The sequence below is a fragment of the Pseudomonas sp. Hz4 genome (assembly GCF_054898165.1).
Window position 1 is genome coordinate 824303 of sequence record NZ_CM142719.1, and the last position, 20560, is coordinate 844862.

Genomic DNA, 20560 nt, shown 5'->3' on the forward strand with positions numbered 1-20560 from the left:
ATATCGCACAGGGGAATGCGCGGTGATTTCTGGAGGGGGTATTTCAGATTGGCCTGTGAGGGTCAGCAGCGTGACTGCTGACCCTGGACACAGATCCGGTGGGCCTGATCAGATCATCGGGCCTTGAGGGTCTCAGGCGTCGGGCGCCTGATCTTTCGGTGCTTCAACGTCATCTTCTGCGGCCACTTCGCCCTCTGCATCCGGGTTCAGTGCGGCGGCTTCTTCTTCAGCTGTAGCTTTCTTGCGCTGAAGCTTTTCCTCTTTCTTCTGCTCCTTGGCCAAGTCTCTCTGACGTTTGGCGAAGGAATAATTAGGTTTAGCCATGGGCGATCCTCTGGGGTCGAAGGTGAGGTTGAGCGGCGCGTATTCTGCCCTGTATCGATGCCCAGCGGTTAGCTGGGTTTTTGCTCGATCCACTTTGGCACCACTGTCGGCTGCCAGGCGTCCAATGCATCGAGCAGAGATTGCGGCGATTCGCTCACTTGCAGCATGTCACGGTGCGGTTCGTGAACGAAGCCTTCGCCGACGATATGATCGAGAAAAGCCGTCAATTTGCTGTAGAAACCGTTCACTTCCAACAGCCCCAGCGGTTTGCCGTGGTAACCGAGCTGGCCCCAGGTCCAGACTTCGAACAGTTCTTCCAGCGTGCCCAGGCCGCCGGGCAGAGCGATGAACGCGTCGCTGAGCTCGGCCATCCGCGCCTTGCGCGCATGCATGCCGTTGACCACTTCCAGGCGAGTCAGGCCGCTGTGGCCGATTTCTTTGTCTTTGAGGCTTTGCGGGATGATTCCGATCACTTCACCACCGGCCGCCAGCGCAGCATCAGCGACAATTCCCATCAGCCCGACGGCACCGCCGCCATAGACCAAGGTCACCTTGCGCTCGGCCAATGCTCGCCCCAAGGCGACAGCCGCTTCACGATAAGCCGGGTTGGTGCCAGTGCTGGCACCGCAAAATACACAAACGGACGCTAAAGGCATGCCTTACTCCATGGTCAATATGTCCACAGAGTAAAGGCAGGCACGCGGCGTTCCAAGGTCTAAACTTCGCGTTTAGGTGTTTCATAGGTACCGCTGGCACCACAGGCGTACGCGGCGAGCAAACTGCACAACAGGCTATTCAGGGACATGACAGCTCCAGATGAGTGATGACGAGCTGATGATAGGGCCGCTCCAGACGCCTGGCTGGTAGATTGTTTCGATAGGTGTCATAGCCCGAAAGTTGTATACAATTTATGATTCAGGTCATAGGAACTTACGAAGATTTCAGGCAGTCTTCTGTCCCATTCGCACTGTCGTTAACCCCGCCTTGGAGATTCACCATGTTTGCCAAACTTGTTGCGGTATCCCTGCTGACACTGGTCAGCAGCCAATTGATGGCTGCCGAGTGCAAGGTCACTGTCGACTCGACTGATCAGATGTCCTTTGACACCAAGGAAATCAGCATCGACAAGAGCTGCAAGACGTTCACCGTGGAGCTGAAACACTCCGGCAATCTACCGAAAAACGTCATGGGTCATAACTGGGTCCTGAGCAAAGAAGCCGATATGCAGCCGATCGCCACCGCTGGCCTGGCCGCAGGCATCGAGAAGAGTTACCTGCCTGAAGGCGACGCACGCGTCATCGCCCACACCAAAATCATCGGCGCCAAGGAAACCGACTCGGTGACCTTCGACGTGTCGAAGCTCGATGCTGGCGAGAAGTACGGCTTCTTCTGCTCGTTCCCAGGCCACATCTCGATGATGAAAGGCACTGTTGTCCTGAAGTAATCAAATTGAACTCATAAAAAAAAGCGTCCACTGGACGTTTTTTTTTGTGCCTGTTGTTCGCTCAATCAAGGCGCGAACGGCATCACTCGCTTGTGATGAGTCTTTTTGTACGTGTCGCAGATGATCTTGAATGCTTCCTCGCGCACCGGCTCGCCGTGCAGGAACGCGTCGATCTCGGCGTAAGTCACGCCGTGGGACGCTTCGTCCGGTTTGCCAGGCGACAGGTCTTCAAGGTCGGCGGTCGGGATTTTTTCCACCAGCGACTCCGGCGCGCCGAAGCTGCGGGCGATGTCCCGGACCTGGTTTTTCACCAGACCGCTCAATGGCGCCAGGTCGCAAGCGCCGTCACCGAACTTGGTGAAGAAGCCCATCACTGCTTCCGCTGCGTGGTCGGTGCCGATCACCAGGCCGTGGGCCGCGCCGGCAATGGTGTATTGGGCGACCATGCGCATCCTCGCCTTGGTGTTGCCCAGCACGAAATCCACCGAGACCGCATGCTTGCCTTCAAACGCCGCGACTTCACTGGCGAGGGATTTGACTGCCGGGCCGATGTTCACAGTGTGTCGCTCGTCCGGGGCGATGAAGTCTACCGAGGCCTGGGCGTCGTGTTCGTCGAACTGGGTTTCGTACGGCAGGCGCACGGCGATGAACGTGTAGCTGTTGTCGCCGGTGCGCGTGCGCAGTTCGCGCAGGGCACGCTGGGCCAGCAGGCCGGCGGTCAGGGAGTCGACGCCGCCGCTGATGCCGAGCACCAGGGTCTTGAGCCCGGAATTGACCAGGCAATCCTGGATGAAGGTAATCCGCCGGGCGACTTCAGCCTCGAGGGCGGCCTGGTCGGCGAACGGCGGCTGGACCTTGAGCTGTTCAGCAATCTCACGCTGTTCGGCTTGCATGAATTCACTCCTTGTTAGAAAGGCTGGAGGTACTGGAAAGGGCGGCAGGTACTTTGAAAACGTGTCGCAAATAGGCGACAAAATTCGGGTCTTTGCAGTGAGTCTTGCCAGGCTCATCTGAAATCTTTGCGACGGGCTGGCCGTTGCAGGCGGCCATTTTAAGCACGATGCTCATTGGTTCGACACCCGGAATATCGCACGTCAGGTTGGTGCCGATGCCAAAGCTGACATTGATCCGACCACGCAGCGCCCGAAAAATCTCCAGGGACTTGGGCAGCGTCAGGCTGTCGGAGAACACCAACGTCTTGCTCATTGGGTCGATGCCCAGCTTGTGATAGTGAGCGATGGCCTTTTCCGCCCAGAGCACCGGGTCACCGGAGTCATGACGCAAACCGTCAAAGAGCTTGGCGAAGTACAGGTCGAAATCGCTGAGAAAGGCATCCGTGGTGATGCAGTCGGTGAGGGCGATCCCCAATAGGCCGCGGTACTCGCGGACCCAGCAATCGAGTGCTGCAATCTGACTGTCGATCAGCCGTGGGCCGAGTTGCTGGTGGGCCATGATCCATTCGTGGGCCATGGTGCCCAACGGCTTCATGTCCAGCTCCCGTGAAAGGTGCACGTTGCTGGTGCCGACGAAGCGTCCGGGGAAATCGTGCTTGAGCACGCTCACCACTTCTTCCTGCACGCGGTACGAGAAGCGACGGCGAGTTCCGAAATCGGCTACCTGCAATTCGGACAATTCGTCTGCGCTGGCGTTGGCAGTCAACCAGTCGAACTTGCGATAGAGCTGCTCGCGCGCCTGTTCCAGCACGACCTCACGATAGCGATAGCGGTTGCGCACCTCGCTGACGATGGACAGCAGCGGCACTTCGAACAGGATCACGTGCAGCCATGGCCCGCGCAGGCGGATGAACAGCTCGCCGTTTTCGATACCGGTGTGGACGTAGCGCAGATTGAAGCGGAACAATCCGAGAAAACGCAGGAAATCCGGCTTCATGAAGCTGATGCGCTCCATGAAACTCAACTGGTCGGCACTCAGGCTCAACTCGGCGAGGCGTTCGATCTGGAAACGAATCTCCGCCAGGTATGGGCGCAAATCTTCGCTGTTACGGCAACGAAATTCCCATTCGACTTCCACGTTCGGGTAGTTGTGCAGCACCGCCTGCATCATCGTCAGTTTGTAGAAGTCGGTGTCGAGCAGGTTCTGCACGATGCGATCGCCAAACACGCTCTCGCTCATAACGGGGATCTCCAGGCTGGCCGCGGCCCGTGGCAGCGACGTTGCAGCTGTTTCAATGAATGGGGCTAGTGGCGCATATCAGGGACAAGGATTGCCAGCTTTTTTGGACGCTGGTGCAAGGGCTCAATGCGCTGGTGCATCCGGATTGTCTATTTGCTCCAGCATCCATTTCACAAAATCTCGCACTTTCGGTACTTCCGCCGCATGCTCCGGATACGCCAGGTAATAGGCATCGGTACTGGGCATCGCGTGCTTCCAGGGTATGACCAGTTTGCCGTCGGCCAATTCCTCTTCCACCAGAAATCGCGGCAATAGCGCCACTCCGCAGCCGACCTGGGCTGCGCGGATGCACATATAAAACGTTTCGAAACGCGGGCCGTGGTAGCTGTGTTCGGTGTGGTGGCCCTGACTGTCGAACCAGTCGTGCCAGGCCTGGGGTCGGGAGGCGTTTTGCAGCAAGACCAGGTCGGTGAGTTGCGTAGGATCGGTGAACGGTGTATCCGGCAGACTGCCCGGTGCGCAGACCGGCACCAGCTCTTCGCCGAACAGCTTCAGGCACTCAGTGCCGGGTCGAGAGCCCTGGCCGAAGTAGAACGCCAGGTCGCTGCGACCTTGCAGCAGATCGTCGGCTTCCTGCTCGCTGCACAAGTCCAGATGGATCGAGGGATGGCGCAGACGCCAACCCTTCAAGCGTGGCACTAGCCAGCGAGCGCCGAAGGTCGGAGGCGTCGAGACGCGCAGGACCTCGGTTTCACCGCCGTAGGAGCGCAGGTAGTGAGTCGACATCTCGACCTGTGTGAGGATTTTTCGTACCTCCACCAGGTACAAGTCACCGGCCGGAGTCATTTGCAAGCGTCGACGCACCCGGCGAAACAGCAAGTGCTGCAACAATTCTTCGAGTTGCGCGACCTGTTTGCTGACGGCGCTCTGGGTCAGGTTCAGCTCTTCGGCGGCCCGAGTGAAGCTCAAATGCCGGGTTACTGCCTCGAAACACTGCAGTGCGGTGATCGATGGCAGGTAGCGTTTATTCAGCATGGGTTGTCCTTTTTCTTGTTTCTTTCTTATCAGCAATTCGCAGCATGAATAAACGGAATGATATCTCTCTTAAAGGTCGTTTGTTGGGTAACCTCCGGAGCGCTAAAACTACAGGTCTGATCAGTCGTGATTTTCCGGCTGCACACATTCTGTTTTTCGCTTGAGGAGTGACCCATGGTTGCCGCATTGCTTGATCGTCTTGGTGTGAACCCGGCCCTGTACCAGAACGGCAAAGTGCCGGTGCATTCGCCGATCGATGGCAGCCAGATTGCCGCCGTGAACTGGGAAAGTGCCGCTGAAGTCGAACAGCACATCAGTCGTGCAGATCATGCGTTCGAACTGTGGCGTAAGGTTCCGGCGCCGCGCCGTGGTGAACTGGTTCGTCAACTGGGCGATATCCTGCGTGAATACAAGGCCGACCTCGGCGAGCTGGTGTCCTGGGAAGCCGGCAAGATCACTCAGGAAGGTCTGGGTGAAGTTCAGGAAATGATCGACATCTGCGATTTTGCCGTCGGCCTGTCCCGTCAGCTGTACGGTTTGACCATCGCTTCCGAGCGTCCTGGCCACCACATGCGCGAAACCTGGCACCCGCTGGGCGTCGTCGGCGTCATCAGCGCGTTCAACTTCCCGGTGGCGGTCTGGGCCTGGAACACCGCGCTGGCGCTGGTCTGCGGCAATCCGGTGATCTGGAAACCGTCGGAGAAAACCCCACTGACCGCACTGGCCTGTCAGGCGCTGTTCGACCGTGTACTGAAGAACTTCAGCGACGCGCCACCGCACCTGAGCCAAGTCATCATCGGCGGTCGCGATGCCGGCGAAGCCCTGGTCGATGACCCGCGTGTCGCGCTGATCAGCGCCACCGGCAGCACCCGCATGGGGCGCGAAGTGGCACCGAAAATCGCCGCACGTTTCGCTCGCAGCATTCTGGAACTGGGCGGTAATAACGCAATGATCCTCGGCCCAAGCGCCGACCTGGACATGGCGGTACGGGCAATTCTGTTCAGCGCCGTCGGCACCGCCGGTCAGCGTTGCACCACGCTGCGCCGTCTGATTGCCCATGAATCGGTGAAAGAAGAAATCGTCACCCGCCTGAAAGCCGCTTACTCCAAAGTGCGCATCGGCAACCCACTGGAAGGCAACCTGATTGGTCCGCTGATCGACAAGCACAGCTTCGAAAACATGCAGGATGCGCTTGAGCAGGCCTTGAGCGAAGGCGGCCGGGTGTTCGGCGGCAAGCGCCAACTGGAAGACAAATTTCCTAACGCTTATTACGTCTCGCCGGCCATCGTTGAAATGCCGGAGCAGAGCGATGTGGTCTGCAGCGAAACCTTCGCGCCAATTCTGTATGTGGTCGGTTACAAGGATTTCGACGAGGCCTTGCGCCTGAACAACGCCGTGCCACAAGGCTTGTCGTCGTGCATTTTCACCACCGACGTGCGTGAAGCCGAGCAGTTCATGTCGGCGGTTGGCAGCGACTGCGGCATCGCCAACGTCAACATCGGCCCAAGCGGCGCGGAAATCGGCGGGGCGTTTGGCGGTGAGAAAGAAACGGGCGGCGGTCGTGAATCCGGCTCCGATGCATGGCGCGGCTACATGCGCCGTCAGACGAATACTGTGAACTATTCGCTGGAGTTGCCGTTGGCTCAAGGGATTACGTTCGACTGATAGGCCCCTTCGCGGGCAAGTCGGATCGCCGCACCGCTCGCTCCTACAGGGATCACTCAACACTTGTCGGAGCGAGGCTTGCCCGCGAAGCTTTTGCTTTGTTGTCTGTTAGGTTTCTGATTGGAGTCTGGCAATGCCGTTACGCGAAGAGTGTCTGTGGGAAAAACTGACGCCGCAAAGGCCCGACAATACGGCGCTCAAGGGTGAAGTGAAGGTCGATGTCTGCGTCATCGGCGCCGGTTTCACTGGTCTGTCGGCGGCGGTGCATCTGCTGGAAAAAGGAAAAAGCGTCTGCGTACTGGAAGCCCATCGCGCCGGTCATGGCGGTTCGGGGCGCAACGTCGGACTGGTGAATGCCGGAATGTGGATTCCTCCGGACGAGATCGAAGCCGGTTTCGGTGAGGCGGTCGGCAGTCAGCTCAATCGCATGCTCGGTGCGGCACCGTCCCTGGTGTTCAGCCTGGTCGACAAATACAACATCGATTGCCAGTTGCGCCGCGAAGGCACGCTGCACATGGCTCATAACGCCCGTGGCGAAGCGGACTTGCGCAGTCGTGAGGAACAATGGAAGCGTCGCGGCGCGCCGGTCGAACTGCTGACCGGTCAGGCATGCGAACAGGCAACGGGCACCCAAAAGATTGCCGCTGCACTGCTCGATCGACGTGCCGGCACGATCAACCCAATGGCTTACACGACGGGGCTGGCCAAAGCGGCCATCGGTCTCGGCGGTCAGTTGTTCGACCATTCCCCGGTGACTCGGCTCGAACGTCAGGGCCAACGCTGGTCGGTACAAACCGCTCAGGGTTCGGTGCTTGCCGAGCAAGTCGTGATTGCCTCGAATGCTTACACTGAAGGTGATTGGACGCAATTGCGGCGCAACTTCTTCCCTGGTTATTACTATCAAGTGGCCTCGGTCCCGCTGACCGAAGAGGCTGCGCAGCAAATTCTCCCCGGTGGCCAAGGCTCTTGGGACACCCGTCAGGTGCTCAGCAGTATTCGTCGAGATAAAGACGGTCGTCTGCTGCTCGGCAGTCTCGGTAATGGCAATCAGAAGCCGACCTGGTTCCTCAAGGCCTGGGCCGACCGGGTTCAGCAGCACTATTTCCCTTACCTCAAACCGGTGGAATGGGAGTGCACCTGGACCGGTTGCATTGCCTTCACCCCCGATCATTTGATGCGTTTGTTCGAGCCGGCGCCCGGTTTAGTGGCAGTCACCGGTTACAACGGCCGGGGCGTCACGACTGGCACTGTGGTCGGCAAAGCCTTCGCCGATTATTTGTGTAATGGAAACCCTCAAGCACTGCCGATTCCCTTTGCACCCATGCAGCCATTGGCGGGCGTGGGATTGCGCAGCTGTTTGTACGAGGCCGGATTCTCGCTGTATCACGCAGGCCAGTGCCTGCGGATCGTTATTTGATTGTTGAAATTTGTTGCTGGAAGCGGCGCTTTTTCGCGCAGCGACTAGCCTGTAAAAGGTGCGGGTTGTAGCAGTCCCGCACCAGCAGTGTGCACTTCGGTGACGCAGGTTGTTACAGGCTGGTTGCACGTCGTTTGACGCCGCGGTTGCAATGATGGCGCATGCGGGTTGCGCCTTTATAAATAAATGGTTTCACCTTCCGCGGTTTAGACGGTTGCACGCCCAATGAAAATGGGATCGAAACAGTCGAAATAACAATAAAGCAGCGACTTTTTTCAGAATAAAAAACCGATGGCACGGCCCTTGCTCTGAGCATTCAGTGAAGTCGCAGTGCCAACTAAAAAAAACCTTGGAGCACCACCTCATGTCCCAGACGTTTTACAAGAAAGGCTTTTTGGCCCTCGCAGTGGCAACTGCGTTGGGTGTGTCTGCGTTTGCACAGGCTGATGTGAAAATCGGTGTGGCGGGACCGATGACAGGCGCCAACGCGGCATTTGGCGAGCAGTACATGAAGGGTGCGCAGGCTGCGGCCGATGCGGTCAACGCAGCGGGCGGCGTAAACGGGGAAAAAATCGTACTGGTCAAGGGCGATGACGCCTGCGAACCGAAACAGGCTGTGACGGTCGCCAAGGACCTGACCAACCAGAAAGTCGCTGGCGTAGTCGGTCACTTCTGCTCATCCTCGACGATCCCGGCTTCGGAGATCTACGACGAAGCGGGCATTATCGCGATCACTCCGGGTTCCACCAACCCTGCGGTTACCGAGCGCGGCCTGAGTGCCATGTTCCGTATGTGCGGGCGTGACGACCAGCAAGGCATCGTGGCCGGTGACTACATCGTCGACGTGCTCAAGGGCAAGAAAGTCGTCGTCCTGCATGACAAGGACACCTACGGCCAAGGCCTGGCGGACGCTACCAAGGCCCAGCTGGAAAAACGCGGCGTGAAGCCGGTGCTGTACGAAGGCCTGACCCGTGGCGAGAAAGACTTCAGCACCATCGTTACCAAAATCCGCGGCGCTGGTGCCGACATCGTCTACTTCGGTGGTCTGCACCCGGAAGCCGGTCCTCTGGTTCGCCAACTGCGTGAGCAAGGCCTCAAGGACGTCAAGTTCATGTCCGATGACGGCATTGTCACCGATGAACTGGTGACCACCGCTGGTGGCCCGCAATTCGTCGACGGCGTACTGATGACCTTCGGCGCTGACCCGCGCATGCTGCCAGACAGCAAGACCGTGGTTGACGCGTTCCGTAAAGCCGGTACCGAGCCTGAAGGCTACACCCTGTACGCCTACGCTTCGGTTCAGACCCTGGCAGCTGCCTTCAATGGCGCCAAGTCCAACAAAGGCGAAGAAGCTGCCAAATGGCTGAAAGCCAACACGGTCAAAACCGTGATGGGCGAGAAGGCCTGGGATTCCAAGGGCGACCTGAAAGTCTCCGACTACGTGGTTTACCAGTGGGACAAGGACGGCAAATACCACCAACTGGAAAAACAGAAGTGATATGAACAGCTGATTGCCCGGCGTCTTGTGCGCCGGGCAATCCATCAACATGTCCGTGCAGTACCTGTCTTTTCTCGTAGAGCTGCACACAACCGTGTTACGCCGGCGGCTGAACCCCGGTCCGTCGTACCCGGCTTCTGTGCAGTCTCTCAAATGCGTGAGATTGCGTTATGGATGGTATTTTCCTGCAGCAACTGGTCAACGGCCTGACCCTCGGGTCGGTCTATGGCCTGATCGCCATCGGCTACACAATGGTCTATGGCATCATCGGCATGATCAACTTCGCCCATGGCGAGGTTTACATGATCTCTGCTTACCTGGCGGCGATCAGTCTGGCTCTGCTGGCATACTTCGGTATTGAATCCTTCCCTCTGCTGATGCTTGGCACACTGATCTTCACCATCATCGTCACGGCGGTGTATGGCTGGGTCATCGAACGGGTTGCCTATAAACCCCTGCGTAACTCCACCCGACTGGCACCGCTGATCAGCGCCATCGGCATTTCACTGATCCTGCAAAACTATGCACAGATCGCTCAAGGCGCGAAGCAACAAGGGGTTCCGACCTTGCTCACGGGTGCCTGGCGCGTCGAAATCGGTACAGGTTTTGTGCAGTTGACCTACACCAAGATCTTCATTCTGGTCGCAGCGTTTGCCGGGATGGCCCTGCTGACCTACGTCATCAAGTACACCAAGCTCGGCCGCATGTGCCGCGCTACCCAGCAAGATCGCAAGATGGCCTCGATTCTGGGGATCAACACCGATCGGGTGATTTCCTACGTGTTCATCATCGGTGCAGCGATGGCGGCCCTGGCCGGCGTGCTGATCACCATGAACTACGGCACGTTCGACTTCTACGCCGGCTTCATCATCGGGATCAAGGCGTTCACCGCAGCGGTACTCGGCGGGATTGGCTCGCTACCCGGTGCGATGCTCGGCGGGATCATTCTCGGGATTTCCGAGTCGTTGTTCTCAGGTCTGGTGAACTCGGACTACAAAGACGTCTTCAGCTTCTCGCTGCTCGTTCTCGTTCTGGTCTTTCGGCCCCAAGGCCTGCTCGGCCGTCCTCTTGTGTCGAAGGTGTAAGCGATGTCTTCAACCACTAAAAAAACCATTGATCTCAAAAGAAGCCTGGTTGACGCGATTCTTGCCGGTCTTGTCGCCCTGATTGTGTTCGGCCCGATTGTCGGCGTGGTCCTCGATGGCTATGGCTTCAACCTGGAAACGACCCGTGTGGCGGCGATTGTCGCCATCGTCATGGCGGGCCGCTTCGCCCTGAGCCTGTTCCTGCAAACCCCCAAGGGCCTGAGAATCCTCGAAGGCTTTGAAAGCACCGGTTCCGGGGTGCATGTATTGCCGCCTGACTACAAATCTCAGTTGCGCTGGATCATTCCGGTGTTGATCGTCGTAGCCGTGGTGTTCCCGTTTTTCTCCAACTCCTACCTGCTGGGCGTGGTCATCCTCGGGCTGATCTACGTGCTGCTGGGCCTGGGGCTGAACATCGTGGTCGGTCTGGCCGGCCTGCTCGACCTCGGTTACGTGGCGTTCTACGCCATCGGTGCTTATGGGTTGGCGCTCGGTTACCAATACCTTGGCTTGGGCTTCTGGACGGTGCTGCCGCTGGCGGCGATCATCGCTGGCCTTGCCGGCTGCATTCTCGGTTTTCCGGTGTTGCGCCTGCACGGTGACTACCTGGCAATCGTGACCCTGGGCTTCGGTGAAATCATCCGGTTGATCCTCAATAACTGGCTGTCCCTGACCGGCGGCCCGAATGGTATGGCGGCTCCATTGCCGACCTTCTTCGGCCTCGAGTTCGGCAAAAGGGCGAAAGAGGGCGGGGTGCCGTTTCATGAGTTTTTCGGCATCGCCTATAACCCGGACGTGAAGTACTTCTTCATCTACGCGGTGTTGTTCCTGGTGGTGCTGGCCGTGCTGTACGTCAAGCACCGTTTGACCCGCATGCCGGTCGGTCGCGCCTGGGAAGCCTTGCGTGAAGACGAGATCGCTTGCCGCTCCATGGGCCTTAACCACGTTCTGGTCAAGCTCTCGGCGTTCACCATCGGTGCATCGACGGCCGGTCTGGCCGGTGTGTTCTTCGCCACCTATCAAGGCTTCGTCAACCCGACCTCGTTCACTTTTTTCGAATCGGCCCTGATTCTCGCCATCGTGGTACTCGGCGGCATGGGCTCGACCATCGGCGTGGTGATTGCGGCATTCGTGCTGACCGTCGCTCCGGAACTGCTGCGCGGCTTCGCCGAATACCGCGTGCTGCTGTTCGGCATCCTGATGGTGTTGATGATGATCTGGCGACCGCGCGGCCTGATTCGGATCAGCCGTACCGGTGTGACCCCGCGTAAAGGAGTAGCGCCATGAGCGAAGTCGTACTCTCGGTCGAGAAGCTGATGATGCACTTCGGCGGCATCAAGGCGCTGAGTGATGTCAGCCTGAAGGTGCACCGCAATTCGATCTTCGCCCTGATCGGCCCCAACGGCGCCGGCAAGACCACGGTGTTCAACTGTCTGACCGGGTTCTACAAAGCCTCCGGCGGCAAAATCGAACTCAACATTCGCGGCGAGGAGACCAATGTCATCAAGCTGCTGGGTGAATCGTTCAAGCCGACCGATTTCGTCTCACCGAAATCTTTCGCCAGCCGGATGTACTACAAAATGTTCGGCGGCACCCATCTGGTGAACCGGGCCGGCCTGGCGCGGACGTTCCAGAACATTCGCCTGTTCAAGGAAATGTCGGTGCTGGAAAACCTGCTGGTGGCCCAACACATGTGGGTCAACCGCAACCTGCTGGCCGGTATCTTCAACACAAAGGGCTACCGCAAGGCCGAAAGCGATGCGTTGGACCACGCCTTCTACTGGCTGGAAGTCGTCGACCTGGTGGACTGCGCCAACCGTCTGGCCGGTGAACTGTCCTACGGGCAGCAACGCCGTCTGGAAATCGCCCGGGCCATGTGTACCCGTCCGCAGATCATCTGCCTCGACGAACCGGCCGCTGGCCTCAACCCTCAGGAAACCGAAGCGCTGAGCGCGATGATCCGGCTGCTGCGCGACGAGCACGATCTGACCGTGGTGCTGATCGAACACGACATGGGCATGGTAATGAGCATTTCCGACCACATCGTGGTGCTGGACCACGGCATCGTCATCGCCGAGGGCGGCCCCGACGATATACGCCGCGATCCGAAAGTGATTGCGGCCTATCTGGGCGCCGATGAAGAGGAAGTGGTGCTATGAGCCAACCCATCCTCGAACTCAAGGAACTGGACGTGTTTTACGGGCCAATCCAGGCCCTGAAGAAAGTCTCGCTGTCCATCAACGAAGGTGAAACGGTCAGCCTGATCGGCTCCAACGGCGCTGGCAAGTCGACATTGCTGATGTCGATCTTCGGTCAGCCGAGGGCGGCGGACGGGCAGATCATTTATCAGGGTGTGGATATCACCCATAAGTCGTCCCACTACATCGCCTCCCACGGTATCGCTCAATCGCCGGAAGGCCGGCGGGTATTCCCCGACATGACCGTCGAGGAAAACCTGTTGATGGGTACCATCCCTATCGGTGACAAGTACGCCACCGAGGACATGCAGCGCATGTTCGAGCTGTTTCCGCGGCTCAAGGAGCGGCGTACCCAGCGGGCCATGACCATGTCCGGCGGCGAACAGCAAATGCTCGCCATCGCCCGTGCGCTGATGAGCCGTCCAAAATTGCTGTTGCTCGATGAGCCGAGCCTGGGGCTGGCACCGATTGTGGTGAAACAGATCTTCGCGACCCTGCGGGAACTGGCCAAAACCGGCATGACCATTTTTCTGGTCGAGCAGAACGCCAACCACGCCCTCAAACTGTCGGACCGAGCGTATGTGATGGTCAACGGCGAGATCCGCCTCACTGGCACCGGCAAGGAACTGCTGGTTAACGAGGAAGTGCGTAACGCCTATCTCGGCGGCCATTGAGTTCTGTTGAAGTACCCAAAGCCTCGACGAGTAATCGCCGGGGCTTTTTTACCTCTCCAAAACACCACAAATCCCTGTGGGAGCGGGCTTGCTCGCGAAGGCGGTGTTTCAGTCACATTGACGCCGGATGTGCCACCGTCTTCGCGAGCAAGCCCGCTCCCACAGGTGTCCGCGTCGTGCTTTCGGCAAATTGTGGAAAACAAATTTGCCAAGCTCTCAAAGCGCGACATAAAGCCGCTGCAAATAGTTGTTTTGTCACGGTTTTGACTTGTCCCCGTTTGCTGTGGAGCTGGCTGTGAATAACGTGGGAGTAGCTGGCTGAAAGCCTTTGAAACCGTGGCTTGTAGCGTTGTGGTTGTTTTTTGATCAGGCGTTTTTGCGCGGCCGTGAGCGGGCTTTGTCAACCTTTTTGTTGGTGACGAAAACAGGCTGAAATGAGCTGGAACTGCCTGTGGATAAGTCTGTGGTTAAACTCTGGAAAGACTCGGCTGAAGGCCGTAGTTACTGGCTTGGCGCCATCGTCGGGAGCGCCGGTCAATCGTGCAAAATGCCATGGGCTACACAGCCGGCGTTCCAGGGTCAAGCAAAAAAATTTCCAATTTCCCCGCAAAGCCTTGTGCACTGCGGCTTACAGCCTTTCCACTTGCCCCCGGAAACTGTGGACCGGCCTGTGGATAAGGTGCGCGCACATGGCTGAAAGCCACGGCGTGTAAGGGGTCGCAAGGTTTGGTCGTTTTTTGTACAGCTGGTACGGTAGTTGCCGCTGTGGGCAAGGCCGGGCATGCTGCCTGTTGATTTTCTATTTCAGTGGCTGCCGATCAGCCGAAGCAAGGAGAACACGATGTCCAACACCCTGTTTATTACCGGCGCGACCTCCGGTTTTGGTGAAGCCTGCGCCCGTCGTTTTGCCGAGGCTGGCTGGAAACTGGTGCTGACCGGCCGTCGTGAAGAGCGCCTGAATGCGCTGTGCGCCGAGTTGTCGAAGCAGACCGAGGTCCATGGCCTGGTACTCGACGTGCGTGATCGCACGGCCATGGAAGAGGCGATTGCCAACTTGCCGCCGTCCTTCGCCAAACTGCGCGGCTTGATCAATAACGCCGGCCTGGCCCTGGGCGTTGACCCGGCGCCGAAGTGCGACCTCGACGATTGGGACACCATGGTCGACACCAACATCAAAGGGCTGATGTACAGCACTCGTCTGCTGTTGCCACGCCTGATCGCTCACGGTCGCGGCGCCGGCATCGTTAACCTTGGCTCCATTGCCGGTAACTACCCGTACCCGGGCAGCCACGTGTATGGCGCGAGCAAGGCGTTCGTCAAACAGTTCTCCCTGAACCTGCGCTGCGACCTGCAAGGTACGGGCGTGCGGGTCAGCAACATCGAGCCGGGCCTGTGCGAAAGCGAGTTCTCACTGGTGCGTTTTGCCGGTGATCAGGAGCGTTACAACGCCACCTACGCCGGTGCCGAGCCGATTCAGCCGCAAGACATCGCGGACACCATTTTCTGGGTGCTCAATGCCCCGGCGCACATCAACATCAACAGCCTGGAACTGATGCCGGTGAGCCAGACGTGGAGCGGGTTTGCGATTGAGCGTAATGGTGGCGAAGCCTAATTGTGGCGAGGGAGCTTACTCCCGCTGGGCCGCGAAGCGGCCCTAAGAAAGGGACTGCTGCGCTGTCCAGCGGGAGCAAGCTCCCTCGCCACAGAGGACTTAGCTGAGATAGTCGGCTAATCCGCGATAGCAGGTTGCCAAGTGATAAGGCGTGGTCGACGGCATGTCCCGACGGGTCACGTCACCGTTCTCATCACGACACTCATACCAGCCACCCGCATGCAGAGATCGCTGCTGCAACGCCTGCAATTGGTGCAGCACCGCGGCCTCGCTGTCTGGCCGTAAGGTCAGAGCGCGCAGGTACTCAGCCTGGGCCCAGATTCGCTGCGTAGCGTCCCGAGGTGGGCTGTCCGGTTCCAGATCGAGCATTGCCCGAACGGCGCCAGTTTGCTGATCGACACCCAGTTGCTCGGTGAACACAAAAGCACGCTCCAGCGACGCATGCAGAGTCGAACCGCGCAGCAACGAAGACGACTCCAGCAGGAAATACCACTCGAACTGGTGCCCCGGTTCAAACCAGTTATCCACAGATCCCAGCGGTTTCTCCATCAACACACCGTGTTGCGGGTCAATAAAATGCTTTTGCATGGCTGTGCATAGCTTGACGAGCGCGTCTTGCACGGCGGCGTCTTCTCGCACCGACAGCGTGGCGAGGAAGGCTTCGGCCAAGTGCATCAGCGGATTCTGCAGCGGCCCGCTGTTCAGGGATGACCCGTCACGGTCGAGGCTGGCTTCGTACAGGCCGTCGTCTGTGGCAAAGCGCTGTGTGATCACTTCCAGTGCGCAGTTGAGCGCCGACTCCACCAGTGGCTCGCGGACTTTGTCCCAGTAATGGGCGCAGGCGAACAGGATGAAGGCGTGGGTGTAGAGGTCTTTGCGCTGATCCAGCGGTGCACCCTGCGGGTCGATGCTGTAGAACCAGCCGCCATGCTCGGCATCGTGGAAATGCTCCTGCAAGGAACGGAACAGCGCTGCGGCGCGCTCTTCGGCGGCGGGTACCTGACCGATCAGGCTGGAAAACAGGTAGAGCTGCCGCGCGCAGGCCATGGCCCGGTAGCGTTGGGGAGGCAGCGGTTGATGCTCGGCGTCCAGCGCCTCATAGGGCAGCGCCATGACGGCATTCCAGCCGGGGCCATTCCAGAGCGGCACGATCACGTCCAGAAAGTGCTGTTGCACCGAGGCGAACAGAGCGGTCAATTCAGGCAGGGAGGCGGAGAAGGAAACAGGCGGCATTGGCTGGCGTCGTCACGGCAGGGTTAGTTGCGCGACATGTTAGCAGAGTGAACGCGTCGATCGTTCCCACGCTCTGCGTGGGAATGCAGCCCGGGACGCTCCGCGTCCCTTTCGAAGCGGACGCGGAGCGTCCAATGAGGCATTCCCACGCGGAGCGTGGGAACGATCACGGTCGGCTTAGCCCGCCAGCAACCACACGCCAGTCGCCGCCGAAGCCGCACCCGCCAATCGAACCAACGGCGCCGCCGCTTGAGGCAACGCCCGCACTACGGCATATCCCAACCCATGCAACGCAGCCGTCGCTGCAACAAAACCCGCGGCATACGCCCAAGGGGTCGACATCTGCGGCAACTCCAGTCCGTGCGCAACCCCGTGGAACAGCGCAAACAACGCCGTCGCCAGCACCGCCAGGCTCAACGGCGGACGCACTGCCAACGCCACCGCCAGACCCAGCGCCAGCACCGACGCCGCAATCCCGCTCTCCAGCGCCGGCAGGTTCAATCCTTCAAACCCCAGCAACCCGCCGATCAGCATGACGCCGACGAACGTACACGGTAGCGCCCAGCGTGCAGCGCCTTTCTGCTGCGCCGCCCACAAACCCACCGCAACCATCGCCAGCAAGTGATCGAGGCCACCGACCGGGTGGCTGATGCCGGCGATCAAACCGTTGTCGCCATGCCCCGGGTGGGCGAAAGCGATGGCTGGGGTCAGCAGCAGGGCCATGGCGCCCAGAATGCGTTTAAGTGTCATGGATAAGCGTCCTTGTTGATAAAAGTTGATCGAGTTCACGCCGCTGTCAACAGGCCTTGGCGTTCGATGAAGGCGATGATCTCTTCCAGGCCCAGGCCGGTTTTCTGGTTGCTGAAGACGAATGGCTTGCCGTTGCGCATGCGTTGGGTGTCGCTGTCCATCAACGCCAGCGACGCACCCACCAGTGGCGCGAGGTCGACTTTGTTGATCACCAGCAGATCCGATTTGCAGATGCCCGGCCCACCCTTGCGCGGCAGCTTGTCGCCGGCCGAGACGTCGATCACGTAAATGGTCAGGTCGGACAGTTCCGGGCTGAAGGTCGCCGACAGGTTGTCTCCACCGGACTCCACAAGGATCAGGTCCAGTCCCGGAAAGCGGCGGTTCAGTTGATCCACAGCTTCGAGGTTGATCGAGGCGTCTTCGCGAATCGCCGTGTGCGGGCAGCCGCCGGTTTCCACACCGATGATTCGCTCGGGTGCCAGGGCTTGGTTGCGCACCAGAAAGTCAGCGTCTTCGCGGGTGTAGATGTCGTTGGTGACCACCGCCAGGTTGTAGCGGTCGCGCAACGCCAGGCACAGGGCCAACGTCAGCGCGGTTTTGCCGGAACCGACCGGGCCGCCGATACCGATGCGCAGAGGTTGTGTGTTCATGTGATTCTCCAAAATAAAAGGCCCTAGGAACGGAACAGACGGCTGTACTGGCGCTCATGGGCCATGCACGCCAACGACAGGCCAAACGGGGCGCTGCCAACGTGTTCGGGGTTGATACGGCTGGCGTGCTGCTCGGCTTGCTGCAGCAGCGGCAACAATTGACTGGTCAGGCGCTGAGCGGCTTGCTGGCCCAGCGGCAGGGTTTTCATCAGCACCGCCAGTTGGTTTTCCAGCCAGCTCCAGAGCCACGCCGCCAGCGCATCCTGCGGGCTGATAGTCCAGGCGCGAGCGGCCAGTGCCCAGCCGAGGGCCAAGTGCGGCTCGGGGCGTTGTGCAAGAAAGGCGCGGGCCGGCGCATCAAGCTCCGGCAAACCGTTGAGCAGTTGTTTCAAGGAATAGCCCATCTGCCTACTCTCCTGATGCAGCTCGCGGGTTTCCCGGCTGGCGCGATGTTCTTCGCAGCGTTGCAGCAGTTCACCCCAGTTTTCCTCGGCTGCCGCCACGCAATGAGCAAGCACCAGTGGCGCTTCGAAGCGCGCCAGGTTCAACAGCAACTGGTCGCTGATCCAGCGCCGTGCACTGTCGCAATCGCTGACGCGGCCGTTATCTACCGCCATTTCCAGGCCCTGGGAATAGCTGTAGCCGCCAATCGGCAGCTGTGGGCTGGCCAGACGCAACAGCGCCCAGGCTGGGTTCATAAACGTACGCCGAACTGGTGCAATTTCGGCGGGTAGTTGAAGTCTTCATCACCGTGGCGCGAATGGTGATGGCCGCCGCCATAGGCGCCGTGCTCCGGTTGGAACGGCGCTTCGATGTTTTCGACTTTTGCATCAAGCTGTTCGAGCATGGCCTTGAGCACGTAGTCGTCGAGCAGGCGCAACCAGCCATCACCGACTTGCAGAGCGACGTGGCGGTTGCCGAGGTGATAGGCCGCGCGAGTCAGTTCGAAAGCATTGGCGCAGGTGACGTGCAGCAGTTGTTCGGCTCGGGCACAGACGCGAACGATGCGACCGTCTTCAGCTTGCAGGCACTCGCCGTCGTACAGCGGTGGCTGACCTCGCTCCAAAAACATCCCGACGTCTTCCCCCTCGGCACTGAAACAGCGCAAACGGCTTTTGCTCCGGGCTTCGAAGGTCAGGTGCAACTCGGCGGCCCAGACGGGTTGAGGGTCGATTCTGCGATGAATCACCAGCATCGGAAAGCTTCCAGCAATGGACAATGCTTAGGCTAGAGCAAGGGGCTTGCCAACCGGGTGATGCGTAGGAAATGCCTGTCGGAGCTCGGTAAACGCTCCAAGGCATGGTGGCTATTTGGATGAATTTGGTGCGGTGCGCGGTTGTGCGCACCAAATTGCGGCGCACAAAAAAAGATCGCTCAGGGCGATCTTTTGATTGGCTTACTCAGTGCTGCCGAGGCCCTGCCAATGCTTCAGTCCGATAAAGATAAAGCGCAACTGCTGGGTGATCTTTGCTTGGGGCGTCAGATGTTCAGGCAGCGCCTGCGCCGGCGGATCAATGATGTCGGGCAAGGTCGCGAACACGCTTTTGACGATCAGGTCGGCCATGACGCTCAGGCCGGCGATGTCCAGGTGTTGCAATTTCGGCATCAAGGACAAGTCGGCCGCCAGGTCCGAGCTGATGTCTTCGCGCAAACGGCCGATGGCCAACCGCACCGGCAACGAGCCACCGTATTGCTCGCGGGCGAGGAACAGGAACTGCGAGCGATTGGCCGTGACCACGTCGAGAAAGATCCGTACCGAGGCGTCGATGATGCCGCCCATGACGAACTCATTGTGGCGCACCAGGCGAATGGTTTCACGGAAGGTCTGACCGACTTCACTCACCAGTACCAGGCCCAGTTCATCCATGTCGGCGAAATGCCGGTAGAAACCGGTGGGCACGATCCCGGCGGTTCTGGCGACTTCGCGCAGGCTCAGGCTGCCGAATCCTCGGCCGCATTCCATCAGGTGGCGGGCAGCGTCCATCAGGGCGTTGCGGGTCTGTTGTTTCTGTTCGGCGCGGGGCAGCATCGCAAGGGTGTTTTCTGAATAGGACAGCGGCGCACTCTAGCAAATCGGCTTTGCCGGCGTCGAACGACTATCGGGGGATCAAGCGGGGAAGTGGGGCATCTATAACGTCAAAAGCCCAATCCGGGGATTGGGCTTTTTTTCCGAGCTGCCATGCTTAGCTCAAACCGCTGTTGCGTTCGATGACACGGTCACCACCACCTTCGGCCAGAGTTTGACCTTGTGGGGTGCGGTCGGAACCGTCAGCAGCTAGAGTTTGACCTTGTGGGGTGCGGTCGGAACCGTCAGCAGCCAGGGTTTGACCTTGTGGGGTGCGGTCGGAACCGTCAGCAGCCAGGGTTTGGCCTTGTGGCGTGCGGTCAGAACCATCTTCGGTGATCAGGCCTTTTTCTTTCAAGCGATCATTGCCACCTTCGGCGACGGTTTGGCTGAACACTGAGTGGGTGGATTTGACTTGTGGGGTAGCCTGGTCAGCAGCCGGCAGGGCAAAAGCAGTGCTGGCCAGCATTGAGAGTGTAAGGCTAAGCAGTAATTGGCGTTTCATGATCAGGTGCTCCGTAGGAGGGCGGTAAAGTGGGTACGAGGGCAATGCTACTCTCGATAAGTCGATATAAAAGTTCATAAACGCAATGGTAATAATCAACGGAATTGATTGTTCTGCCAAAGCGCTCTAGAACGGGCGTTTCCGGCGGACTTTTTTGCATTGATGTGGGTATTTTCGACCCACTCTCGCCACTCAAAAGTGCGGGGTCGGTAACGCCGGATGAGGGGGCAGAGTGTCCCCGGCCGATTATTTGAGCGTTAAGCGGTATTTCG

General features: G+C 59.1%; 21 protein-coding genes. 9 read left to right on the plus strand and 12 right to left on the minus strand.

The features are described from left to right. Nucleotides 1–132: 132 nt before the first annotated feature. Together ACYZTR_RS03685 and ACYZTR_RS03690 are read right to left on the minus strand one after the other, a co-directional pair. On the minus strand, nt 133–324 hold the full coding sequence (locus ACYZTR_RS03685; protein WP_018928487.1) for a hypothetical protein: 192 nt from the start codon (nt 322–324) through the stop codon (nt 133–135). 68 nt (nt 325–392) lie between these two features. Continuing rightward, entirely contained in the window at nt 393–980 is a 588-nt protein-coding gene (locus ACYZTR_RS03690) for an LOG family protein (RefSeq protein WP_461976525.1), read from the minus strand. Between the two features lie 341 nt (nt 981–1321). Between ACYZTR_RS03690 and azu the strand changes: the two genes are divergently transcribed. Continuing rightward, nucleotides 1322–1768, plus strand: a complete 447-nt coding sequence (gene azu, locus ACYZTR_RS03695) for an azurin (protein WP_461976527.1) — start codon at nt 1322–1324, stop codon at nt 1766–1768. Between the two features lie 65 nt (nt 1769–1833). On the opposite strand, the gene nadE is transcribed toward azu, so the two are convergent. The 3 genes from nadE to ACYZTR_RS03710 all read right to left on the minus strand — a co-directional run bounded on the left by nadE (nt 1834) and on the right by ACYZTR_RS03710 (nt 4936). Next, nucleotides 1834–2661 carry an ammonia-dependent NAD(+) synthetase gene (gene nadE / locus ACYZTR_RS03700; protein ID WP_461976529.1) on the minus strand — a complete coding sequence of 276 codons (828 nt, stop codon included), beginning with the start codon at nt 2659–2661 and terminating at the stop codon, nt 1834–1836. A 4-nt stretch (nt 2662–2665) separates the two neighbouring features. Further along, complete coding sequence (gene pncB, locus ACYZTR_RS03705; protein WP_461976531.1) at nt 2666–3901, minus strand: nicotinate phosphoribosyltransferase; 1236 nt, start codon at nt 3899–3901, stop codon at nt 2666–2668. A 123-nt stretch (nt 3902–4024) separates the two neighbouring features. After that, entirely contained in the window at nt 4025–4936 is a 912-nt protein-coding gene (locus ACYZTR_RS03710) for a LysR family transcriptional regulator (RefSeq protein ID WP_461976533.1), read from the minus strand. Nucleotides 4937–5110: 174 nt separating this feature from the next. Between ACYZTR_RS03710 and amaB the strand changes: the two genes are divergently transcribed. The 8 genes from amaB (at nt 5111) to ACYZTR_RS03750 (ending at nt 15085) form a co-directional block, all read left to right on the plus strand. Next, nucleotides 5111–6601: an L-piperidine-6-carboxylate dehydrogenase gene (gene amaB, locus ACYZTR_RS03715; protein WP_461976535.1), complete on the plus strand. Its 1491-nt coding sequence runs from the start codon at nt 5111–5113 to the stop codon at nt 6599–6601. Between the two features lie 133 nt (nt 6602–6734). Further along, complete coding sequence (gene amaA, locus ACYZTR_RS03720) at nt 6735–8018, plus strand: L-pipecolate oxidase (RefSeq protein WP_461976537.1); 1284 nt, start codon at nt 6735–6737, stop codon at nt 8016–8018. 364 nt (nt 8019–8382) lie between these two features. Then, nucleotides 8383–9516, plus strand: coding sequence for an ABC transporter substrate-binding protein (locus tag ACYZTR_RS03725; RefSeq protein WP_283182733.1), 1134 nt, complete (start codon nt 8383–8385; stop codon nt 9514–9516). Between the two features lie 170 nt (nt 9517–9686). Beyond that, entirely contained in the window at nt 9687–10601 is a 915-nt protein-coding gene (locus tag ACYZTR_RS03730) for an ABC transporter permease subunit (protein ID WP_283182734.1), read from the plus strand. Nucleotides 10602–10604: 3 nt separating this feature from the next. Continuing rightward, nucleotides 10605–11888, plus strand: a complete 1284-nt coding sequence (livM, locus tag ACYZTR_RS03735) for a high-affinity branched-chain amino acid ABC transporter permease LivM (RefSeq protein WP_461976539.1) — start codon at nt 10605–10607, stop codon at nt 11886–11888. Continuing rightward, nucleotides 11885–12760 (plus strand): ABC transporter ATP-binding protein, encoded by an 876-nt coding sequence (locus tag ACYZTR_RS03740; protein ID WP_461968198.1) that lies wholly within the window; start codon nt 11885–11887, stop codon nt 12758–12760. The genes livM and ACYZTR_RS03740 overlap by 4 nt, the downstream gene beginning before the upstream one ends. Continuing rightward, nucleotides 12757–13473, plus strand: a complete 717-nt coding sequence (locus tag ACYZTR_RS03745; RefSeq protein ID WP_461976541.1) for an ABC transporter ATP-binding protein — start codon at nt 12757–12759, stop codon at nt 13471–13473. The genes ACYZTR_RS03740 and ACYZTR_RS03745 overlap by 4 nt, the downstream gene beginning before the upstream one ends. An 841-nt stretch (nt 13474–14314) precedes the next feature. Beyond that, the gene (locus ACYZTR_RS03750; protein ID WP_461976543.1) at nt 14315–15085 is read left to right on the plus strand and encodes an SDR family oxidoreductase; all 771 of its coding nucleotides are present in this window, start codon (nt 14315–14317) and stop codon (nt 15083–15085) included. Nucleotides 15086–15184: 99 nt separating this feature from the next. On the opposite strand, the gene ACYZTR_RS03755 is transcribed toward ACYZTR_RS03750, so the two are convergent. From ACYZTR_RS03755 to ACYZTR_RS03785, 7 genes are all read right to left on the minus strand, one after another. Next, complete coding sequence (locus ACYZTR_RS03755) at nt 15185–16318, minus strand: AGE family epimerase/isomerase (protein ID WP_461976545.1); 1134 nt, start codon at nt 16316–16318, stop codon at nt 15185–15187. Nucleotides 16319–16495: 177 nt separating this feature from the next. Then, entirely contained in the window at nt 16496–17068 is a 573-nt protein-coding gene (locus ACYZTR_RS03760; protein WP_461976547.1) for a HupE/UreJ family protein, read from the minus strand. Nucleotides 17069–17103: 35 nt separating this feature from the next. Continuing rightward, a complete protein-coding gene (ureG, locus tag ACYZTR_RS03765) occupies nt 17104–17718 on the minus strand; it encodes an urease accessory protein UreG (RefSeq protein WP_461976549.1) in 615 nt (204 codons plus the stop codon). 23 nt (nt 17719–17741) lie between these two features. Beyond that, nucleotides 17742–18416, minus strand: a complete 675-nt coding sequence (locus tag ACYZTR_RS03770; RefSeq protein WP_461976551.1) for an urease accessory protein UreF — start codon at nt 18414–18416, stop codon at nt 17742–17744. Beyond that, complete coding sequence (gene ureE / locus ACYZTR_RS03775) at nt 18413–18913, minus strand: urease accessory protein UreE (RefSeq protein WP_461976553.1); 501 nt, start codon at nt 18911–18913, stop codon at nt 18413–18415. Before ureE ends, ACYZTR_RS03770 begins: the two co-directional genes overlap by 4 nt. Before the next feature lie 201 nt (nt 18914–19114). Further along, nucleotides 19115–19747 carry a TetR family transcriptional regulator gene (locus ACYZTR_RS03780; RefSeq protein ID WP_046044801.1) on the minus strand — a complete coding sequence of 211 codons (633 nt, stop codon included), beginning with the start codon at nt 19745–19747 and terminating at the stop codon, nt 19115–19117. 154 nt (nt 19748–19901) lie between these two features. Next, nucleotides 19902–20288, minus strand: a complete 387-nt coding sequence (locus ACYZTR_RS03785) for a hypothetical protein (protein ID WP_461976555.1) — start codon at nt 20286–20288, stop codon at nt 19902–19904. Nucleotides 20289–20560 lie beyond the last annotated feature (272 nt).